The sequence below is a fragment of the Acinetobacter sp. CIP 102136 genome (genome assembly GCF_000369685.1).
Lineage (GTDB): Bacteria > Pseudomonadota > Gammaproteobacteria > Pseudomonadales > Moraxellaceae > Acinetobacter > Acinetobacter fasciculus.
The window spans coordinates 34,126-55,627 of record NZ_KB850154.1; the positions used below are offsets into that span (position 1 = coordinate 34,126).

Annotated in this window: 24 protein-coding genes; 15 read left to right on the forward strand and 9 right to left on the reverse strand. The window is 37.9% G+C overall.

What is annotated here, in order from left to right; all coding sequences use genetic code 11:
* Positions 1–542: 542 nt before the first annotated feature.
* The 7 genes from pqqA (at position 543) to F893_RS17050 (ending at position 5,367) form a co-directional block, all read left to right on the forward strand.
* The gene (gene pqqA, locus F893_RS17785; protein WP_075107140.1) at positions 543–617 is read left to right on the forward strand and encodes a pyrroloquinoline quinone precursor peptide PqqA; all 75 of its coding nucleotides are present in this window, start codon (positions 543–545) and stop codon (positions 615–617) included.
* Positions 618–687: 70 nt separating this feature from the next.
* Positions 688–1,599: a pyrroloquinoline quinone biosynthesis protein PqqB gene (pqqB, locus tag F893_RS17025; protein WP_005254634.1), complete on the forward strand. Its 912-nt coding sequence runs from the start codon at positions 688–690 to the stop codon at positions 1,597–1,599.
* Between the two features lie 9 nt (positions 1,600–1,608).
* Positions 1,609–2,367, forward strand: a complete 759-nt coding sequence (pqqC, locus tag F893_RS17030) for a pyrroloquinoline-quinone synthase PqqC (RefSeq protein ID WP_005254635.1) — start codon at positions 1,609–1,611, stop codon at positions 2,365–2,367.
* On the forward strand, positions 2,364–2,648 hold the full coding sequence (gene pqqD, locus F893_RS17035; RefSeq protein WP_004781094.1) for a pyrroloquinoline quinone biosynthesis peptide chaperone PqqD: 285 nt from the start codon (positions 2,364–2,366) through the stop codon (positions 2,646–2,648). The genes pqqC and pqqD overlap by 4 nt, the downstream gene beginning before the upstream one ends.
* A complete protein-coding gene (gene pqqE, locus F893_RS17040) occupies positions 2,645–3,796 on the forward strand; it encodes a pyrroloquinoline quinone biosynthesis protein PqqE (protein WP_005254636.1) in 1,152 nt (383 codons plus the stop codon). The genes pqqD and pqqE overlap by 4 nt, the downstream gene beginning before the upstream one ends.
* A gap of 17 nt (positions 3,797–3,813) precedes the next feature.
* Positions 3,814–4,860: a dipeptidase gene (locus F893_RS17045; RefSeq protein ID WP_005254637.1), complete on the forward strand. Its 1,047-nt coding sequence runs from the start codon at positions 3,814–3,816 to the stop codon at positions 4,858–4,860.
* A gap of 309 nt (positions 4,861–5,169) precedes the next feature.
* Entirely contained in the window at positions 5,170–5,367 is a 198-nt protein-coding gene (locus F893_RS17050) for a hypothetical protein (RefSeq protein WP_004282105.1), read from the forward strand.
* A 66-nt stretch (positions 5,368–5,433) separates the two neighbouring features.
* Here F893_RS17050 and F893_RS17055 read toward each other — a convergent pair whose 3' ends face one another.
* Both F893_RS17055 and F893_RS17060 read right to left on the reverse strand, forming a co-directional pair.
* Positions 5,434–7,311 (reverse strand): potassium transporter Kup, encoded by a 1,878-nt coding sequence (locus tag F893_RS17055; protein WP_005254638.1) that lies wholly within the window; start codon positions 7,309–7,311, stop codon positions 5,434–5,436.
* A 389-nt stretch (positions 7,312–7,700) separates the two neighbouring features.
* Entirely contained in the window at positions 7,701–8,267 is a 567-nt protein-coding gene (locus F893_RS17060; protein ID WP_005237480.1) for a recombinase family protein, read from the reverse strand.
* Positions 8,268–8,529: 262 nt separating this feature from the next.
* Between F893_RS17060 and F893_RS18420 the strand changes: the two genes are divergently transcribed.
* The 4 genes from F893_RS18420 (at position 8,530) to F893_RS17080 (ending at position 11,524) form a co-directional block, all read left to right on the forward strand.
* A complete protein-coding gene (locus F893_RS18420; RefSeq protein ID WP_265596608.1) occupies positions 8,530–8,664 on the forward strand; it encodes a hypothetical protein in 135 nt (44 codons plus the stop codon).
* Between the two features lie 63 nt (positions 8,665–8,727).
* The gene (locus F893_RS18040; protein ID WP_005254639.1) at positions 8,728–9,219 is read left to right on the forward strand and encodes a hypothetical protein; all 492 of its coding nucleotides are present in this window, start codon (positions 8,728–8,730) and stop codon (positions 9,217–9,219) included.
* A gap of 53 nt (positions 9,220–9,272) precedes the next feature.
* Positions 9,273–10,405 (forward strand): IS3 family transposase gene (locus F893_RS17790; protein ID WP_227554019.1). Its coding sequence is split into 2 segments (ribosomal slippage): positions 9,273–9,525 and positions 9,525–10,405, totalling 1,134 coding nucleotides; the frame shifts between segments, so codons are not numbered across the junction.
* A gap of 84 nt (positions 10,406–10,489) precedes the next feature.
* The gene (locus F893_RS17080; protein WP_005254642.1) at positions 10,490–11,524 is read left to right on the forward strand and encodes a hypothetical protein; all 1,035 of its coding nucleotides are present in this window, start codon (positions 10,490–10,492) and stop codon (positions 11,522–11,524) included.
* On the opposite strand, the gene F893_RS17085 is transcribed toward F893_RS17080, so the two are convergent.
* Positions 11,492–12,424, reverse strand: a complete 933-nt coding sequence (locus F893_RS17085; RefSeq protein WP_081400855.1) for an IS5 family transposase — start codon at positions 12,422–12,424, stop codon at positions 11,492–11,494. The two genes, F893_RS17080 and F893_RS17085, sit on opposite strands and share 33 nt — an antisense overlap.
* Before the next feature lie 654 nt (positions 12,425–13,078).
* Entirely contained in the window at positions 13,079–13,954 is an 876-nt protein-coding gene (locus F893_RS17090) for a hypothetical protein (protein ID WP_005254645.1), read from the reverse strand.
* A gap of 94 nt (positions 13,955–14,048) precedes the next feature.
* Here F893_RS17090 and F893_RS17095 point away from each other — a divergent pair, with 94 nt between their 5' ends.
* Entirely contained in the window at positions 14,049–14,441 is a 393-nt protein-coding gene (locus tag F893_RS17095; RefSeq protein WP_005254647.1) for a hypothetical protein, read from the forward strand.
* A 135-nt stretch (positions 14,442–14,576) separates the two neighbouring features.
* A complete protein-coding gene (locus tag F893_RS17100; RefSeq protein ID WP_005254649.1) occupies positions 14,577–15,911 on the forward strand; it encodes an ISNCY-like element ISAba32 family transposase in 1,335 nt (444 codons plus the stop codon).
* Positions 15,912–16,400: 489 nt separating this feature from the next.
* Here the strand turns inward: F893_RS17100 and F893_RS17105 are convergent, their stop codons facing one another.
* The gene (locus tag F893_RS17105; protein ID WP_005254650.1) at positions 16,401–17,519 is read right to left on the reverse strand and encodes a Fic family protein; all 1,119 of its coding nucleotides are present in this window, start codon (positions 17,517–17,519) and stop codon (positions 16,401–16,403) included.
* A gap of 193 nt (positions 17,520–17,712) precedes the next feature.
* A complete protein-coding gene (locus F893_RS17110; RefSeq protein WP_005254651.1) occupies positions 17,713–18,141 on the reverse strand; it encodes a hypothetical protein in 429 nt (142 codons plus the stop codon).
* A 158-nt stretch (positions 18,142–18,299) separates the two neighbouring features.
* On the opposite strand from F893_RS17110, the gene F893_RS17115 reads away from it, so the two are divergent.
* Together F893_RS17115 and F893_RS17120 are read left to right on the forward strand one after the other, a co-directional pair.
* Entirely contained in the window at positions 18,300–18,545 is a 246-nt protein-coding gene (locus tag F893_RS17115) for a type II toxin-antitoxin system RelB/DinJ family antitoxin (protein WP_000246755.1), read from the forward strand.
* On the forward strand, positions 18,535–18,828 hold the full coding sequence (locus tag F893_RS17120; RefSeq protein ID WP_005254654.1) for a type II toxin-antitoxin system RelE family toxin: 294 nt from the start codon (positions 18,535–18,537) through the stop codon (positions 18,826–18,828). The genes F893_RS17115 and F893_RS17120 overlap by 11 nt, the downstream gene beginning before the upstream one ends.
* A 193-nt stretch (positions 18,829–19,021) precedes the next feature.
* Here F893_RS17120 and tnpC read toward each other — a convergent pair whose 3' ends face one another.
* From tnpC to tnpA, 3 genes are all read right to left on the reverse strand, one after another.
* Positions 19,022–20,626 (reverse strand): IS66 family transposase, encoded by a 1,605-nt coding sequence (gene tnpC, locus F893_RS17125; RefSeq protein ID WP_004733110.1) that lies wholly within the window; start codon positions 20,624–20,626, stop codon positions 19,022–19,024.
* A 74-nt stretch (positions 20,627–20,700) separates the two neighbouring features.
* Positions 20,701–21,036, reverse strand: a complete 336-nt coding sequence (gene tnpB, locus F893_RS17130) for an IS66 family insertion sequence element accessory protein TnpB (protein WP_004691519.1) — start codon at positions 21,034–21,036, stop codon at positions 20,701–20,703.
* The gene (tnpA, locus tag F893_RS17135) at positions 21,033–21,416 is read right to left on the reverse strand and encodes an IS66-like element accessory protein TnpA (protein ID WP_004733109.1); all 384 of its coding nucleotides are present in this window, start codon (positions 21,414–21,416) and stop codon (positions 21,033–21,035) included. The genes tnpB and tnpA overlap by 4 nt, the downstream gene beginning before the upstream one ends.
* Positions 21,417–21,502: the final 86 nt, after the last annotated feature.

Below are 21,502 nucleotides of genomic sequence, written 5' to 3' on the forward strand. Positions count from 1 at the left end.
TGAAAAAGCATTTGATTTTCCTTGTTTTTATAGTGATGGTTTTTATTTTAGCTCTAGTTGTAAAGATTAATAATGATCATAAAAAACGGCAAGCATTAAACAAATTGGAACTAGTTGAAAAGCAAATCCATTAGGTATATGAATATTAAGATAAATAAAAAGCCCTATAGTCTCTCCCGTTACTATAAGGCTTATAAAACGCTGTAATTTTTTTCTTAATTACCTACTTTTCGATGTAAGTTATGAATATATTTTACCTATTGGTAAAATACAAAGCTATAAGACAAAAGATTAATATACTAGGAATTTCGCATAACCACAATTATGTTAAATGAATGTGTAATTTCATAGAAATTTCCACTATTTAAATGAGGTAATAAAAGCTTTAAAGCTAGTTTATAAACGATTCATATGTTACACCCTACTTAAAATTATAGTAGTTTCTTAAATAAGGTATATATCTTAATTGACTAGGAATATAATACATCTGACAATTTCCTTTATTCATCTTAACTTTATTAAGATCCTTTTGGAGCATTCCCATGCAATGGACTAAACCAGCTTTTCAAGATATCCGCATTGGTTTTGAAATCACAATGTATTTCGAAGCACGCTAAGGTTTAAGAGACTTAAATCAAATAAAAGCCCTAGACGACTAGGGCTTTTATTTTTTGGAAAGAGTGATCTATGTATATTCATGTTTTAGGTTCAGCAGCGGGCGGTGGTTTCCCACAATGGAACTGCAATTGCCACAATTGTCATGGTCTTCGTCAAGGCACGATTCAAGCTAAAGCACGCACCCAGTCTTCAATCGCTATTTCTGAAAATGGTATCGATTGGATTCTATGCAATGCGTCTCCTGATATTCGTCAGCAGCTTTTTGATTTTAAAGCGGCACAACCTGCACGCAAATTACGTGATACAGGCATCACCAATGTGGTGTTGATGGACAGTCAACTTGACCATACCACAGGTCTATTAACGCTTCGTGAAGGCTGCCCGATTAAAGTGTGGTGTACGGACATGGTGCATCAAGATTTGACTACAGGATTCCCGATTTTTAATATGTTAAAACATTGGAATGGTGGATTTGAATATCGTCAAATTGATCCAAAATCTTCTTTTAAAATTGAAGGATTTGAACATTTAGAGTTCACGCCTTTAATCATTCGAAGTGCTGCGCCACCTTATTCTCCCCACCGTCACGATCCACATGATGGCGATAATATTGCACTGATTGTGAAAGATCTAAAAACCCATAAGCAGCTCTTCTATGCACCGGGTTTAGGCAAAATTGATGATCAAGTGATGCAAATCATGCAAGCTTCAGATTGCGTCATGATTGATGGCACCTTGTGGACTGATACTGAAATGCAAGAATACGGTGTTGGTAAAAAAACGGGTCAAGAAATGGGTCATTTACACATTAGTGGTGAGGGGGGGTCTCTATCTTATTTAGATCAACTCGAAAATACGCGTAATGTGCTGATTCATATCAATAACACCAATCCGATCTTAAATGAACAGTCTCAACAAGCTGCAGAATTAAAAGCGCACAGGGTTGAAGTGGCTTTCGATGGTATGCAGATCGATTTATAAGGTGACATGATGCAACAGATTACAGAAGCCTTAAGTCCAGAAGCGTTTAAAGAAGCGATTCTTGCCAAAGGTCAGTATTATCATATTTACCACCCTTTTCACATTATGATGCATGAAGGGAAAGCGACACAAAAGCAAATTCAGGCTTGGGTGGCAAACCGTTACTATTACCAAATTAATATCCCACTGAAAGATGCGGCCATTATGGCCAATTGTCCTGATCAACGTGTGCGTCAAGAGTGGATTCAACGCATGATCGATCAAGATGGTATTTATCCTGATGGCGGTGGTCGTGAAGCGTGGTTAAGCTTGGCAGAAGCAGTGGGATTAACCCGCGAACAGGTGGTTTCTGAAGAATTGGTATTGCCTGGTGTACGTTTTGCCGTAGATGCTTATGTTAATTTTGCGCGTCGTACCACTTGGCGTGAAGCAGCAAGTAGTTCCTTAACTGAATTATTCGCACCACAAATTCATCAGTCTCGTTTAGAGTCTTGGCCGAAACATTATCCTTGGATTCAAGAACAGGGTTATACCTACTTCCGTTCTCGTCTAAGTCAAGCACGCCGCGATGTAGAACATGGTCTGACCATCACCTTAGATTCGTTTAAAACGGTTGAAGAACAAGAGCGTATGCTCGAAATCTTACAATTTAAATTGGATATTCTTTGGACCATTTTAGATGCTTTGACTTTGGCCTATGTGCATAACCAAGCGCCTTATCATAGTGTCACCGCTGATCATGTTTGGCATAAGGGATTATTCAAATGAGTTTACCTGAATTAGATTTATCGATTATTCCAACATGGCGTCAAGGTTATCGTTTTCAGTTTGAACCGGCTCAAAATGCGTATGTTCTCCTGTACCCTGAAGGTATGATCAAATTGAATGAAAGCGCGAGTGAAATTGGTCAGTATATCGATGGACAAACCACGATTGCTGATATTATTCAAAAAGTCACCGCAAAATTTGGTGATATCCCTGAAATCAAACAGGACATTATTGAATATATGTTGGTTGCTCAACGTGAACATTGGATTGATTTAGCATGAAAGCAACTGTAGGGCTGCCACTGTGGTTATTGGCTGAATTGACTTATCGTTGCCCTTTACAATGTCCTTATTGTTCTAATCCTCTTGATTATGCTTTGCATAATCAAGAGTTGAGCACACAGGAATGGTTTAATGTTTTTGACCAAGCACGCCAAATGGGAGCCGTTCAACTGGGTTTCTCAGGGGGTGAACCTTTAGTTCGTCAAGATCTTGAAGAATTGGTGGAGTATGCACATCAAAAAGGTTTCTATACCAATTTGATTACCTCAGGTATGGGCTTAAACGAAGCACGGATTGCAGGGTTAAAACAAGCAGGTTTGCAACATATTCAAATCAGCTTTCAAGCCAGTGATCCCGTCGTGAATAATGCCCTTGCTGGCTCTAAACATGCATTTCAGCAAAAGTATGATATGTCACGTCTGGTGAAACAGTACGGTTATCCTATGGTGCTGAATTTCGTTATTCATCGGCATAATATTGATCAAATTGATCAAATCATTGAGCTCTGTTTGGAGTTGGAAGCGGATACCGTTGAATTGGCGATTTGCCAATTTTATGGTTGGGCCTATGAGAACCGTCAAGGCTTATTACCGACCAAAGAACAATTGGTTCGTGCTGAACGCATTACTAATGAATATCGTCAAAAAATTCAGGAACAAAATATCAAGTGTAAATTGATTTTTGTGGTCCCGGATTATTATGAAGAACGTCCAAAAGCCTGCATGGACGGATGGGGTAAAATCTTTTTAACAGTCTCTCCAGATGGGACTGCCCTACCTTGTCATGCGGCACGTCAGCTCCCCATTCAATTCCCAAATGTTAAAGAGAGTCAACTTTCCGAGATTTGGTATGACTCACTGAGCTTTAATGAATTCCGTGGTGATGACTGGATGCCAGACATGTGCCAAAGCTGCTCAGATAAAGATCGAGATTATGGCGGTTGTCGTTGTCAGGCATTTATGATGACGGGTGATGCTAAAAATGCTGATCCTGTTTGTGGTAAATCACCTGATCATTATAAGATTTTAAATGCTCGAATCGAAAGTGAAACCCCGATTCCTTTTGATCAACTGGTGTTTAGAAATCCTAAAAATTCTAGACAACTCAGTCAAAAACAATTGATTCCAACACGTACCGTGAGCGACTAATCAGGACACTTGAAGACATGATCTTTGATGGACATAATGACCTATTGACCAGTCTATGGCTCAGTTCTGCCAAAGATCCAGTGCATGAATTCCTTCATGGTACGTTGCCTGGACATTTAGATTTCAAACGTTGTCAGGAAGCACAATGGATGGGAGGATTATTTTCAATTTTTCTCCCCCCTTACGGCTATTTGCAAAAGCATCATCCGGAAAAAATTAAAGATCGCACTGCAACGGATTTTAGTGAAGAACAGATCATTGAGATTTGCACTGCTCAGTTGGAAATGGCTCAGCAGTTGCAATTACGTTCTGAAGGCAAAATTCAGATTTGCACATCTTTAGAACAAGTGAAGACCTGTTTTCAGCATCAGCAATTGGCGATTGTGCTGCATTTAGAAGGTGCCGAGGTTTTAGAATGCGAACCTAAACTTTTGGATACTTTTTATGAAAAAGGTTTACGGAGTATCGGGCCACTTTGGAATCGGAAAAGTCGGTTTGGGGATGGTCTGAATGCATCTTTCCCGCATTCGCCAGACACTGGATCAGGTTTAACGGAACAAGGCAAAGAATTAGTACGCATCTGTGAAAACAAAGGCATGATCATTGATGTCTCTCATATGAATGAGCGCGCTTTTTGGGATACTGCGGATATCCTTAAAGGCTTTAATCAGCCGATTGTCGCTACCCATTCCAACGTGCATGCCTTGTGTGCTCAAGCGCGAAATCTCACAGATTCGCAATTACAAGCCATTCAACGAAGTCATGGCATGGTCGGTATTAATTTTGATGTGGCTTTTTTAAGAAGCGATGGACAGCGTGATCCGAACACCTCAATTGACACCATTATCGATCATCTCAGTTATTTACTTGAACATTTGGGAGAAGATCATGTTGGGTTTGGTTCAGATTTTGACGGTTGTTTGCTGCCATTGGAGTTGGGTGATGTGACATATATGCCTTACCTACTTGAACGTATGCAGCAACGTGGTTTTTCTGAAGCGCTGATCGAGAAAATCAGTTCTCAAAATTGGTTTAACTTTTTAAATCAAATATTGAAGGCATAATTGTGTTTTCTTTAGAATACTTAAAATTAACATAACACACGTTATGCGAAATTAGAAAAATGAGTTTATTGCACTGATATTTATCTGTTTTTTAAATTTTAAACCTGGGTTGGTGCCCAGGTTTTTTTATTGTGTATAACAACCATTATGTTAAATGGAACCTTCTTTGTTGAATATTCATACTTTCAATGGAGCAAAACTTGCAGAATCTTGTCTAATTTGTAATCCTTGCAGCCAAGGGTGTCTAGCTGAGCTAAGGCAGGTATTTGTTGTAGTCGGGCCGCTATAATATTGATAAAGAGCGCCTGTATGTTTAATTTCAAGATTTTTAATAAAGTCTCTACGGAAGTGTTGACGATAAAAAATGACCTTCAGCTTAATTCTGAAATTCAACTTATAACAAAATATAAGACCTCTACTTCTGAAGATTATAAAAAAGCAATTATTTTGATCTTTAAAGAACGTGGTTATTCAGCTTTAGAGATTGGTCAACTATTGGAAAATTAAAGTAAAAGATTTATTCTGATCAGATAGGCACCCTTATTTAAAGGTGCCTATTCATTTTAGAAATTCTTAAATTTCAATCTGACTACCTAGCTCTACCACCCGGTTAGAAGGGATTTTATAAAAATCACTGACAGGGCTGGTATTTTTTTGCATTGCGACAAATAACTTTTCACGCCATGTAGACATCTTGCTGGACAGACTTGGAATTAATCTTTCTCTAGAAACAAAGAAGCTGGTATTCATTAAGTCATACTCAAGATCCAGTACTGAAAAAGCTTGTTTCAATGAATGAGGCACATTAGGCTCTTCTTTAAATCCATAATGGATCGTTATTCTGAAAAAACCATTCTCTAGTACTTCAGTAACGATTCGCTTAGCTTCATCAACATACGGGATTTCAGAAGTCTTGATTGTCACCAAAAAATTACGTTCATGCAGAACTTTATTATGCTTTAAATTATGTAAAAGCGCATGGGGTACGACTTGAGGCGTTCCAGTTAAAAATACGGCATTTCCACTCACTTTCTGACCTGTCTGTTCAAGGTGCTCAAGAAACACATTCAGTGGAAGCGTTTCCTTCTGCAGTTTGTCCTGAAGAATCTCTCTGCCTTTTTTCCAGGTCATCATGAGGGTAAAAACAATAACCGCAATAACGACTGGTACCCAGCCTCCAATCAGTACTTTTAATAGGTTTGAACTCAGCAAAACCAGATCAATAAAGGCGAATGGAATAATGAACAGTAAGACTTTCCATGTTTTCCATTTCCAGTAACTATAAGCCAGAAAAGCTACTAACAGTGTGTCACAGAACATGGTCACAGTGACGGCCAGACCATAAGCACCTGCCAACTTGCTGCTACTTTCAAATATTAAGATCAAGATGGTGATAGAGATAAACAGGAGCCAGTTCAGTAATGGAATATAAATTTGTCCAATTTCCGAAGCGGAGGTATGTAAAACTGTAAGCCTAGGTAGATATCCCAACTGTATTGCCTGTTTAGCCATAGAGAATACCCCACTGATTAAAGCCTGTGAGGCAATCACTGCAGCTGCAGTAGCCAGAATAATCATAGGATATAGAAGGGCTGAAGGCAGAAGCAGGTAAAAAGGATTGGTGATAGCCGAAGGATCTCTTAACAGTAATGCTCCTTGTCCAGCATAATTCAGCATCAGACATGGCAGTACAATTAAAAACCAGCCTAACTTGATCGGTAAAATACCAAAATGTCCCATATCCGCATATAAGGCTTCACCACCTGTTACTGTTAAAACCACAGCTCCCATCACAAAAAATGAAATAAGAGGATTGTTAATAACGAATAAAAAAGCCCAGTGTGGGCTGAATAATGCAAGAACAAATGGACTTTGAATAATACTCATAATGCCAATGGCACCAATAGATAGGAACCATAACAGGGTAATAGGACCAAAAAACTTCCCCATCATTGCAGTCCCATGTTTTTGAACGGCAAAGAGAGCTATAAGAATTCCAATACTGATTGGAATAATGAAGCGATCAAATGACGGGGCAGCAACAGAAAGTCCCTCAACTGCAGATAAAACAGAAATAGCAGGGGTGATGATACCGTCACCGAAGAATAAGGATGCTCCAATGAAACCTAAGATAATGATTGCCAGTCTTTTTCCACGGGACAATCCTTTTTGCCTAAGGTTTAAGGCGAGTAATGCCATGATACCCCCTTCACCATTGTTATCAGCTCTCATGATCACCAAAACATATTTAAGCGAAACAATTAAGGTAATGGTCCAAAAGATTAAAGAGAGAATTCCCAGGATATTAAGTTCATTAATAGGTAGCCCGCGTGTCGCATGAAAGCTTTCTTTTAATGCATATAATGGACTCGTTCCTATATCGCCGAATACTACTCCTAGTGCAGCCAGTGTTAATGCTGGTACTGCCGGCTTACTCACATTATTTTGCATATATTTGATTTACAAAATTGGGGAGCCTCGAATTTTATCATCTGGCTTCTCATGAAATTACCTTGTACATAAAAACCCATACTTTCTTAGAGTGTTATAGTTTTTCTAGCTAAGCCTGCACTATATAGGTGCTATTTCACTTATAAGTAATCCAAAAATATATGATTCTTTAATAGATAATTTTAAGTTTTTTCTAAAATTAACATAATACACCTTATACGAAACACTTTATATTTATCATTAAATTTCAGTATATTAGATTAAGCTGCTCTAGGAAGTAAGGCACCAGAGCGGCTTTTTATTGATTATTCATGTTTCACGCTTAAAATTCGAACAGTGTTTCATGATTTTTATAAGTTAAACTAAATTTAGTTGCTAATCCCAATAAGCTATTCACTAACTTGTAAATATCGGTATACCGCCTGACGACTAATCCCAAAAGCTTTCCCTAATGCCATTTTCGATGGATACTTCCCCTCCTTCCATGCTTGTCGTAAAGCTTCAGCTTGGTCAGGCTTTAGTTTATGCACCCGACCTTTGTACTTCCCCTGAGCAGAGGCGAGTTTTATTCCTTCCTTTTGCCGCTCTAAAATGATCTCACGTTCGAACTGTGCAAAAGCACCCATCATTTGAAGCATCAAATTATCCATCGGGGTGGATTCGGCTGTAAAAGTAATATTTTCTTTTACAAACTGGATAGCGATCCCTCGTTTGACCAGTTTATCTACTTCAGTGACCAAATCTTTTAGGCTTCGCGCAAAACGATCCATTGAATGTACAATCACCCTGTCCCCTTCCCGAACATAGTTCAACATTTCCTGAAATTTAGATCGGTCAGTATTTTTACCTGAAGCACGGTCAACAAAAATTCGGTCGACCTCAATTCCTTCAAGTTGACGTCCAGTGTTTTGCTCGACAGAACTTACCCGGACATACCCTACTTTTTGGCCTTTCACTTTTTCACGCCCCAATTGGATAAAAATGAACAATTTCGTAAATTATAAATCTTTAATACTAAAGTTACATGTTACTTATGATTAAAAATCATTTAAATGATACATAATTTCATGAACTTTCAGATTGTAACTTTAGGGTATACTCTAAAGTAACAATTAATATTCATAAATATAATCCTAAAAACTTGTCTCCACTTTTTTTTAAGTATTTTCAAATGTTCATCTATTATCAAATTTCAATATCACTCAATTGGTAAATCTCATGATCAAAAAATCAACTAGCAATCATAATGCAGATATTAGTAATGCAAACAAAGGAACAAATGGTACCAATACGACATATGATCAAAATCAAGGTAATCGAGGTACTCAATTAAATCCTCAAGTTAAAAAGTAAAAAAATGGCTAGGTATTTTTATATACCTAGCCAAGACCTATCTTTAAGTAAGTTGAATAAATTATGAAACCTGTTGGCTTTCCTTCACAAGGCGATTTATTAAAGTTTTTTTATAATGCTACAGGTATTATCCCTGCAAAAGGAGAAGATATTTTAGATACTACGATAAGTTCTAAAAGCGTACATAAAGCATTAACACGTGTTGCAGAAGAAGAAGGGTGCAATTTTCTAGAAAACTTTAATCAATATAGTGAAGAACTTTTTTCTTCTATCTCAGCCCTGGTTTTGCAAAAAAAATTTAAAGATATTCTCATAAATCCAATAATAGAAATATTTAATGGTTATTTGAAATTGATATTAACTGAACATGCTTGTTTAGATAAAAAGCAGAATATAGAAAATCTTATTGAACGATTCATGATTAATATTGCTCAGGCATGCTTTCCTGCAGAAATCTACTACAAATATATTTTAGATAAATCTTATCCTGAAGCACCAAATTTATTCACTTGGCTCAAAGAGAGGTGGATCAGGAAATTTGAACAACACTTATAAGTGATATTTTGCTCCCCAAATGATGTTATAAACATCAATATATGGAGTATTTTATGACACGTAGACCAAGAAGAAATCATTCAAATGACTTTAAAGCTAAGGTAGCACTTGCTGCGATTAAAGCAGAAAAAACACTTGCTGAATTGAGTGCTGAATTTGATGTTCATCAAAACCAAATTATTGACTGGAAAAATCAACTGATTTCAGCTTCCTCGCAAGCTTTCGATCAATCAAAAGCTCCAACAGAACCACCCATCGATCTAAAAAAACTACATGCAAAAATCGGTGAGCAGGCATTAGAAATTGATTTTTTAGAAGGTGTGTTGAAGAAACTGGGCCGCTTCAACCACAAAAGTTAATCGATGACTCACTTCAGATTTCAGTATCTAAGCAAGCTAAGCTGCTGAAAGTCTCCCGTGGTTGTTATTACTATCGCCCAAAACCTGTGAGTGAATCAGATCTGAAGCTGATGCGCTGTATGGATGAGTTACATATGCAATACCCTTTTGCAGGTAGCCGTATGATGCGTGATTTATTGAATCGTCAAGGACATCATATAGGACGACGTCATACACGTACTTTAATGAAGAAAATGGGCATTAATGCGTTATATCGTAAACCAAATCTAAGTCAGGCCAATCAAGCTCACCGTAAATATCCATATCTGCTCAAAGGATTGGCTATTCAGCGCAGTAATCAAGTGTGGTGTACGGATATAACGTATATCCCTATGGCAAAAGGCTTTGTTTATTTATGTGCTGTGATTGATTGGCATAGCCGCAAGGTACTTGCGCATAGGGTATCGATTAGTATGGAGGTGGATTTTTGTATTTCGGCTTTAAATGAAGCGATTGAAAAATATGGATCACCTGAAATATTTAATACAGACCAGGGCAGTCAGTTCACCAGTGATGCATTTATTGATGTATTGAAATCAAATGGCATTCAAATCAGTATGGATGGTAAAGGTCGATGGATTGATAATGTGATGGTTGAACGGTTATGGAGAAGCGTTAAATATGAAGAGGTGTATCTCAAAGCTTATAGCAGTGTCACCGATGCGAAAAAGCAATTGAGTGCATATTTTGAATTTTATAATTTGAAACGACCTCATTCGAGTCTGGACAAAATGACTCCAGATGAGTTTTACTATGACCAGCTACCACAACAAAATAAGGTAGCTTAACTAGAGCAGAATATCACTTATAAATAAGCTTTTAGTTGTTCAAACAAGTGGGACCACCTCTAAGATTCAGAAAAAACTCCTTTCATGCATGCTATGAACTGGATTTATAGTTCTGAAGAAATAACATATCAAGCATTTCATCAACTAGATAATGATTTAGACCAAAATGATAAGGATTTGATTAATGTAAAAAATTGGCTAGCTGGAAAAGTTCAATTGCCAAGTACATCTCAAATCCTTAGTACATTTCATAGAGCTTTTAAAAATCAAAAACTCGATACTAAGCTTATAGATACATATACTTTTTTTCTTTTGATTGCTAGGTTTCTAACTTATTGCAAAAATGCAATGTCATCAACATATGGCTCTTCATATACGTCAAGATACGTAGATTTATTCATACAAGCTTATTCTGCAGTGAAAAGAGATTTTTTCATTTTATTAGGAGAAATACCTTTTAAAGATATTAATTCAATGAGCATAGAAGAAAAAGAATTTCTCTTTGAGGGTCTTTTTGTTTATAACATTGAAATATTTAATAAAAATTTTTTAGAAATGCAGAAAAAATTTACTATTAAACAAATGCTCGAGCTTTGGATACCTCAAAATCAACCATATCATGCAGCAACTATACATATACATCGGTACTTAGGGTTAACAAAAAAAACTGAAGAAATCATGGCCCCTTTTAAAGTAAATATTGGAAATATTTTTCATGCTTATGATCTCATAAAAGGTGATAGATCAGATTATGACGTATGGTTAAATGAGTATAAGAGTATTAAAAATGATGAAATTTATCCTTGGTTAAAGAATTGGATTGATGCTGTCATTTATTACAAACAAAAACAATATGTTCAAGCACTAGAGAATATGAGAATAGCTTTTAAATACATTCGTTACGCAGCAGCAGACAAGATGATAGAGTTTTTAGAGTTCTATATGATTCTGAGCCTTTTAGTCGAAGATAAAGCTGGATGGAAAGATTTTAAAAAAGCTTTTAAATGGGGAGTTTTTATTAATCAGTTTGGGGGGGCTTTGTTGCACAAAGATTTGAAATGCAAAGCGCCCCTAATTGAGCCAAATTTAAGGCGTAACTTGGGTAAGTGGTCGACCTAATTCCGTAAATCTGTTGAGGACTGCCACACGTGCATGGATCTCATTGACTTGGCTATCAAAACTCCTTGCACTGAGTTTATCTCCTAATAATTTGATGCAATGCATCTTAGTTTCAACCAAACTTCGCCGATGATAGCCTGACCATTTTTTCCATAGTGTCCTGCCTAAACGTTTAATTGCTCGAAGTAATTCATTTCGCTCTAGCGAGCTACTCTTTGTATCTTTCCATGGTTTCGCATTTTTTCTAGGTGGAATCACCGCATGTGCTTGCCGATCTGCAATGACCTGACGGCATTGCTTGGTGTCATAAGCTCCATCGGTATAAACAGAGTCAATCTGCTCATCTTGTGGAATCTGATTAAGTAAATCACCAAGCACCTGTGAATCACTGACATTATTGGTTTTGAGCTGAATAGCGCGTATTTGTAGGGTTTTGGCATCTATACCAATATGAAGTTTACGCCATTGGCGACGATATTCAGCTCCATGTTTCTTGCGTTTCCATTCGCCCTCACCTAGAAACTTCATGCCTGTAGAGTCTACGAGTAGATGCAGCCCATCGCTACTTTTTTGGTAGCTGATTGCAATATCAATATGCTGTTGTCGTCTACAAATTGTAGTGTAGTCTGGCGCTATCCAATTTAATCCGCAAAGTTTAATCAGACTTTGCACAAAGCCAGTGACCATACGTAAAGACAGACGGAATAAGGATTTAATCATTAAGCAGCATTGGATGGCTGCGTCGGAGTAGGTTTGATTTCGCCCTTGTTTGCCTTTTGATGGCGCATACCATTGCGTAGCAGGATCAAACCAAATGGCAATATTTCCGCGACTCATGAGTGCTCGGTTATATGCGGGCCAATTGGTTGTGCGGTAGATTTTGTGTGTAGGCTTCTTCATTTGAAAATTATATCGCTGAAAAACCCTTTACAGATAGGTTTGTGCAACAAAGCCGTTTGGGGGAGATCTAAAGCCTTTTTACAATATCAATAATGAAATAGATATTAGAAAGCTTTTTGAAGAAAAAATCACACAGATTGCACTTTTTGGAAATGTAAAAGATCTAAAATCTTTAGCTAATTTAGTCTTTCATTGGGAATATTATTATAGTGAACCTAAACGGATTGCTATTTCTGAACAAGTTGAACCAGAACCCAAAAAAAGAGGCTTCTAGAGCAACTTTTTTAAGCCATATCTCTTATCTGATTATTCACCAGGGCTTATTAAAACCGTGGAACATTGGTCAAGAAGTAAGCGTGGAGCATGATAAATCATAAAAAAAGTCCATTCGAGGGAGAGTGGGCTTTTTAATATGCGATAACAATTTGATTTTTAATTAAATATTATTTGAATTTCGTATAAGGTGTATTATGTTAATTTTAGCAGAATTAAATTAAATAACAGTTAAAACTGTCTTTCAGTTGAACAACTAATATCAAATAAAAAACATATAATTGGTATTAAATCCAATTTAAACAAATACTAAATAATTGATAATTTTTTATCCTATCTTATTAAAAAGATTCACAAAATTAACATAATTAGAAAACTTGATTAAAGAGAGGAATCATTTAAATTTTTGGTTTTTTGTTTCTCTATTTTTTCATTACTTTCATTTTTTAATTCGTCATCTAAACTTCTTTTTACATCCTCATGGCATTCTAGATTATTAGATATGTACTCTATTTGAATATTTTCATACGGCTTACCATTATTGTGTTCAAATATAAATCCAGTTAATAAAATTTGCATATCTCGGGTAATCCATTTTCCCATTACTCTTCCATTAGATTGTGCTTGATCAAATGGATCTATAGGATTTAATTGAAATTCTTGAGACCCATATTTGTGGTTTAAAATATTAGCGATATCATTTGCTTTTCCATAAAACGAACTTCTTGCTAAGCCCATATCTAGTTGATCTGAATATTCATTATCAAAATTATAAGTACCTAAAAGTGAACAAACTCCATACTTTTTACTTATTTTAGCTTCATAACTATTGAATGGATATGAAGGCTTAGGTGGCTGAATTTTATAGTTAAAATTATTTTCCTCGAAGCTATTTATAGATTTTTTAAATAAATAACTTTCTGTAAAATCGTTTAATGGACTTACTTTTTCCAATTTTTCATCGGTAGCATCCATAGGAAAATTACTATTTTCTAATCCATCCTCATAAGTTGCCGAGGTTGAACTTGATAAAGAAGGATTCAAAAGTATTTGTAAGTCTTTATAGCTACTATCAAGACCTATCCCAAAAACTTTATTAGACTTTTCTTCCAGTAAATTTTTTCTATCAGAAATATAATTTCGAATTTCTTCATCAATTATTTTTTTATTTTCTATTTCTTTTATTTCTTCTTTAGAAGTGCAGGCTTGAATGAATAATCCACATACTAAACATAAAATTAATTTTTTGCTCTTCATTTCTTAGTGCTATCGTTCTAGGCTTTGTATAGAGTGTATTATATTAATCGAGCAATTATAAACTATTTGAGTTAACAGGTAAGGAACTAGATCAATGCTTTTTAATAAAATTAAAAAAAAAATTATACTTCATAAAAAGAATGAACAAATATTCTATGAATTAGCCCTTACTGAGTTCTCAACTGGCTATAAACGACCTGGCCTATGGGCTATGGCCCTATCCAAATCAGATGGATCAATAGAAAAAGCTAATGCTTTGTATATTGGTTTACTCGCCGAAGAAATTAAAAGTGATGAATATTTAGAAGCTAGTGAAATTAAGGCTATTGAAAAACAACAATATTTCCTCCAAGTAGAAAGAGCAAAAGAATTAGATAGAATGAAAAAAATTGTAGATAAGTTGGAAAAAGAAAAACAAAAAGAAATGAAAAAACTTATAGATCCAAGGTTCAAGGAACCACAACCTTACGTAAAGAAAGAGCATTAAGACTCACCCATTTAACATAATGGCGGTTATACGAAGTACATTTGTTAGAACCCATTTAAAGTGTCTATATTCTCACCAATAAAAATGTCTGGTTTATGATGGTTTTTATCACCATGGACTGGATATAAAATATAAATGCTGATCACTATGTCTGATAAAGAAATTCAACGTCTTGCAGTTCTGCAAGACGTTAGAGATCATCGTATTACCCAGGTCCGTGCTGCTGAAATCCTGAATCTTTCCACCCGTCAAATTACCCGGTTATTGCAGAAGCTCAATCAAGATGGTGTCTCAGGTATGGCACATGCCAGTCGTGGTCAACCGGGTCATCGTCGCCATGACGTCCTGTTAAAATCAGAATGTCTTTCCATTATTTCTGAACATTTACTTGGCTTTGGTCCTACATGGGCTCATGAGAAGCTCAGCAGCATGTTTGGCCTGCATATCCCGGTAGAAACGGTTCGTCGCTGGATGACTGCAAATGACCTCTGGATTCCTCGATCCAAGCGCCTGAAACGTCCATATCAGCCTCGATACAACCGTGATTGCTTCGGTGAGCTGATCCAGATCGATGGCTCATATCATGACTGGTTTGAAGGTCGAGCTTCCAAATGCTGCTTGCTGGTTTATATCGATGACGCCACTGGAAAGCTGTTGCATCTGCGCTTTTGTGAGGCTGAAACGACCTTTGATTATATGCTTTCAACCCGAGCCTACATTGAGCAATACGGCAAGCCTTTAGCGTTTTATAGCGATAAACACTCGGTATTCCGAGTGAATCAGAAATCGAGCCAAGATAGCCAGATCACGCAATTTGGGCGGATTCTGAATGAGTTAAATATTGATATTATCTTCGCCAACTCACCCCAGGCCAAAGGCCGTGTGGAACGTGCCAATAGAACACTCCAGGATCGCCTGATCAAGGAAATGTGCCTAGAAGGTATCTGTTCAATTGCCGAGGCAAATGCCTGGCTGCCCTGCTTTATTGAGCATTTCAATCAGAAGTTTGCCAAGTGTGCGCGAAACTCAAAGAATTTACATCGGCCATTAACCGAATCTCATCTTGAACTGGATGATATTTTTACCTGGCAGGAACCGCGTAAGGTCACCAAGAATCTGACCCTGACCTATGACAAATGTATTTATCTGCTTGAACCGATAGAGCTGAATCATAAGCTTGTTGGGCAATATATTTCATTTCTGGAGTACCCGGATGGGACTGTGGCCTTCATGCACGAGGGACGAAAGCTCAACTACAGCATTTTCAATAAATTAGCTGGGCTACAGCAGAATGAGATCGTTGAGAATAAACGGTTAGGTACAGTTCTGGCACATATTCAGCAACAGCATGAAGAGTTGGAAAAACAGAATAAACGTTCCCGTCTCAAGAAAAGTATGCCAAGTCGTAAAGCTCAGAAAGCTGTTATTGAACAAAGAAAGTTAAATCCTGTGCTTGACTCTTGTGGTTAAAAACAGGACATTTTAAATGGTTTATCGCATAGACATTTTAATTGGTGAATAACAAATTTGTATATTAACATTAAAATCAATAACTTAAAAATTCAGTCATGACAAAGAAAAGGCAAAAAATCGGCTTTTGTAATAAGTTGGTGAGTTTTTAAGCAAATCTGTAACATTTCGCCAGTAAATTTGATTAAAAAACGATCGATTTAGCAATCAGCGCCCATTTCATCGGCTTCTAGGATCCAAAACTATCCCCAATTGCTGTGGATAAAATTTAGGCTATTTTGTACGCTTTGGCTTACGTTAATTCCGGTTCTTTGCAGCTGTCCAGGATAGGTGAATTTTCCTATGATGAAGCCATAGAGAACAGGATGTTCCAAACAACAAGAATAAGAAAGATCGCACCAGGAACGTGAGGTAAGACAGGAGTCATACTTAGCAACCCAATATGAAAAACCCCGGCAGGATGCCGGGGTTTTTTATTGCTTAGAATATCTATAACTGGGTATTGATCTGATAGCGTGTATTACGTCCACCACCTTCTAATTTAACGATACATTCTTTCCCAAGTAAGTCTGATAAGTGGCGAGTAGCCGTTGCCTTACTGACTTTAGCAACCTTTTGATATTGCGAAGCACTAATACCATGTTCAAAGCCATTTTCGCCACCGTCTAATAAACGATTTAGAACTTTACGTTGTTCTTCACCCAGGGCTAAATTTGAATATTTATGCCAAAATTGACTTTTAAACAATGTTCGACTGATCTGCGCTAAGGTTTTTTCAAGGCTTTCATTCAACGTGTCTAGAAACCAAATCAGCCAATCTGTGATATCAGAATCATTTTTTTGAGTTTGTTCTAATATCTCATAGTAACTTTTACGTTTATTTAATATCGCAGTAGACATTGCATACAAACGGATACTTTGCTCATCCATTTGAGCTAGAGCAAGGTCTGTAAGTATACGTGTAATACGGCCATTACCATCATCAAAAGGATGTAGGGTAACAAACCATAAATGGGTAATGCCTGCACGTAACAGAGGATCAAGCAATGAATCATTCAGACTCTGATTAAACCACGCTATGAAGGTATGTAAGCGTTCTTCTAAGCCTTCTCTTGGCGGTGCTTCAAAATGTACTTTAGGGTAATCCAATCGACCTGAAACGACCTGCATAGGCTCTGATCCCCTCAGTTGACCAATGCGTAAACGTTGCATTGTCCAGTCGGGGTCATTGAAAAGCCAACGATGCCATTGCATGAGGCGCTCAACAGTCAGTGGTTGCTTAACATCGTTCAGCGCATCCAGCATGATATTGGCTAAACCTTCTGATCGATCTGAGCTTGGATAAGGCTGTTCAAGAGTGACACCCAAGCGTTGGGCTAAAGATGATCGCAATGAAAAAACATTGAGGGTTTCATTTTCAATTGCTGATGAAGCAACGAGATTGGCAAGTAGAGTATCTAGAGTGAATTGTTCTTTCGCTAAATCATGCTGACTTTGTCCAAGAAGAATTCCTATTTTTTGATGTATCTGTCTGGTTTTAGGTAAGATAGTTGAATCTTGCCATGTGAAATTTGTCCAGTTTTCTGCTTGCCAAATCCATTTCTGCATTTTCAATCTCTCTCATCTAAAATCTAAGATGAGTTAAATATAGCACAAATTCGACTCATATTGTGAGCCGAATATGTACTGTTAATTAGCTCATTATTTATCGAGAACAGTTCTACTTGGGGCTTACATTTTGACTTCGTATAAGGTGTATTATGTTAATTTTAGGGAAATTTAAGAATCTCTATGCAATGGTTTATTCAATATTCTTTGATTTCTTATCTTTTAGGTTAATCAGAAATAGCCAATAACATAAGCCAGGAAATAGAGCCATAAAGATAGTCCATGTATCTGTATACATCTTCCACCACTCTTTCGAAATTTCTCCTGTGTGACTCCATCCAAAAAGAATAAAAAATGGAGTAGCAATAATTATAGAGGCAATACAGATAGTTAATAAATTAAGACTGTTATAACGATTTAAAAGAATTGAGAATATGAAGCTGAAAGGTACAGTCAAAATACAATAAGCCAAGTAGACAAGACCGTGCCCTACAAGAACCACTAAAATCGAGTATAGGCTGTATTCCTGATTCATTACGATAAACAGGACTGCTGTGAAAAAAAGTAGTGGTAAAGGAGAAAGTAAGAGAGCTTTTACTATTTTTCCATTTGAGTATTTCACTAATTTAATTCTCTTATCTACTCAATAAACAATAATACTATAACGATTTTATTGGAGGTTTTTTGATTCTATTTAACATAATGGCTGTTATGCAAAGTCGACTTGTAATGCAATTTGCATTACACTGTTCCTAGTACATTAAATACTTGGGAAATATGATGGCTACTGTTAACTTCAGGATCGATGAAGCCCTTAAAGAAAAATCTTATTCAATCCTTAAAGAGCAAGGTATTGCACCTACGGATTTCTTCACTAGTATTCTTGAGTATGTTGCTACGACTGGGAAACTGCCTGTCAAAAAAGCTTTGCTTTCGGAAGAAGATGAAGAATTATTAGCTCTTGTCCGTAAGCGCATTAATGATCCTAAAGAGATGTTTGAGGAAGTCACATTAGATGACTTATAAGCTTTTACGTCACAAGGACTTTACAGCAGAATGGGAAAAACTCCCTGTTGCTATACGAGATCAATTTAAGAAGAAACTAGCCAAAGTCATAGAGCAGCCACATATTCCAAAGAATATGCTAAGAGGCGATCTTGCAGGTTGCTATAAAATTAAATTATTAAAAGCTGGTGTCAGACTTGTCTATCAATTTAAAGATGATCAGGTAGTTATCTTGCTCATCACAGTCGGGAAACGAGCTGATAGCATAGTTTATGAAGAAGCTAAAAAGCGCATTAAAGACTAAAAATGGGAGCTTATAGCTCCCATTTTTGCATTCGTATAAGGTGTATTATGTTAATTTTAAGAAAACTAAATAATTTAACCTTAAATATTTTTCATATCAGATTAACTCAAAGGAATAGATTTAAATGGACTAACTCCGTAAGTTAAAGTTTTTTGATTGATTGTAAGCGTCCGCTGAACCCCATGCCTATTTTTTAATTTGAGTTGGATTTCCAGCGATGTGGTAGTAATTCTTCTATTTGGGTCGCTTTATGCGTCGGCAGCCTTTTCAGCACATCACTGAGATAGGCATACGGATCCAACCCATTCAGCTTTGCTGACTGGATTAAAGTCATGATATTTGCCGCTCGCTGTCCACTGCGCAGCGAACCTGCAAACAACCAGTTCTTACGGCCCAATGCCCAGGGACGCATAGAGTTCTCTGCCCAGTTATTGTCAATGGGTAGATTGCCATCATCCAGATAGCGGCTTAAGGCTGGCCAACGCTTCAGACTGTAATTGATGGCCTTGGCGGTTGGAGAACTCGATGGCACCGTCAGATAATGTTGGTTGAGCCATTCATACAGTTGTTGCATCACCGGTTGGCTGTGCTGTTGTCGGTATTCGCGGCGGTGTTCTGCTGTACTATCGGTCTTTTTCCTGAGTTCTGCTTCTATCGCATACAGTTTCTGAATCATCAGTAATGCCTGTTCAGCGATCTGACTTTTCCCAGTCACATGTAGCTCATGGAATTTACGACGTGCATGCGCCATGCAGCCCACCTCAATGACATCGCCTGATTTAAAGCGTGCTTTATAACCACTGTAATCATCACAGACCAGATGGCCCTGCCAGCCATTCAGGAACTCTTCTGCATGCTGACCTGAACGGCTATCCTGAAAGTCATAGATCACCGCTTGAACTGGATTGTACTGTGTAGTGGCATAGGCCCAGACATAACCTTTCTTCGGTTTTTTCTCATCATCACCCATCCGCATGATGGTGACCGGCGTTTCATCGGCATGGATCACCCGCTGTTGCAGCACCACCTCTTTTAAGGCATTGGCCAGAGGCTCCAGTTCTACACCGCAGCGACCTATCCAGTCAGATAAAGTAGATCTGGACAGATCAATGCCCGCCCGCTGATAGATCAGGCGCTGACGGTACAGCGGCAAATGATCGGCATACTTCGATACCAGCACATGGCTGAGCAGTTCAGGTGAAGCAATGCCTTTATCAATCACATAGGCGGGCATCGCTTGCTGAGTCAGGGTGTCACACTGATCACAGACCCATTTGCCACGCACATGCTGTTCCTTATAGAACTGTGCCGGTCTGAAATGCAGTTTTTCACTGATATCTTCGCCGATACGACGTAACTGGCAGCCACAACTGCATTGGGTTGATGCAGGTTCATGCTCAATACGGATGGTGTGTAGATGATCCGGCAGCAGTCGACGTTTAGGTTTGTTGACTGTGGCTTTCTCTGTCGCTGCATCGGTTTTATCTGCATTCAGCCGCTCCAGTTCCAAATCAACTGCTGCGATATCCTCTTCAACCGCTTCGTCCCACAGATGGATTTGTTTTGCGGTGAGATGTTCGTTTTTACTGCCAAATTTGTGCTGTTTAAATAGTGCGAGCTCATGCTCGTATTTTTGCGTGAGAATGGAAAGATGTTGAACTTTGGCATCCAATTGCTGGTTTGATTTTTCTAATTCTTGATTTGATTGTGCCAGAGACTGATGCTGCATTGCCAACTGTCTGGTAAATTCCAGCAGTTGTTCATGGGTCAGTTGGCTTAAGTCTGGCAGCGTATTCATGACCGCAGTATGCCTGAGGTCATGACGCAGAGGAAATAGAACGTTTGGAGAATAGCAGAATGGACCAGCCTAGTTTAGAGCATCGTCACCACCTGCTGTCGTCCAATGCGCTGCCAAGGTAAACCCTGGATCAGTGCCTGTAACTGTTCCGGACTGATCGCCATGCTTTCACCCTGGTGAACCTGCGCCCAGTGGAATTTTCCCTGTTCCAGCCGCCGGGCACACAGCCAGATGCCCAGTCCATCATGTACCAGCACTTTCATGCGATGGCCACGTTTATTACAGAACAGGTAAGCACAATGCGGTTTGATGTAGCCAAAGGCTCTCACCACCTGAGCCATGATAGTATCCATCCCTGCTCGCATATCCAGAGGTTGGGTAGAAAGCCAGATTTCATCAATGCGGATCATGTTGCAAGTGCCTTGAGTAATTCTGCTAAAGCAGATATTTCTGATACTTGCCATTTCAAGCCAATTTCTGCTTTTGAGTGGGGTAAAGTAATTTGAACCGTTAACATGTCAGTAGGAGTAGGATCTAATGGTGTAGAGCAAGATAAGGCAATAAATGCAGGTTTATTCGGTAGTGGTGAGCGATCATTCCCTGGCTTACCATCAATTAAGCGAATCCATTTGGATACAAGATTTGTATTCAATCCATGTTGCAAAGCGACCGAAGCAATTGAAACGTCCGGTGCTTTACAAGCCTGAACGATCTGCTGTTTAAATTCAGCACTGTATGTTCTTCGTTTTTTCGCAAGAGATGCGATGGATGTCTGGTGATTTGTAGTCATAAATTTTAGTCCCCACTTGTTTTTAAGTGGGGACTAAATTAAGGCTTATAGGATGAATTCATAAGGTGTGTTCAGCGGACGCTTAC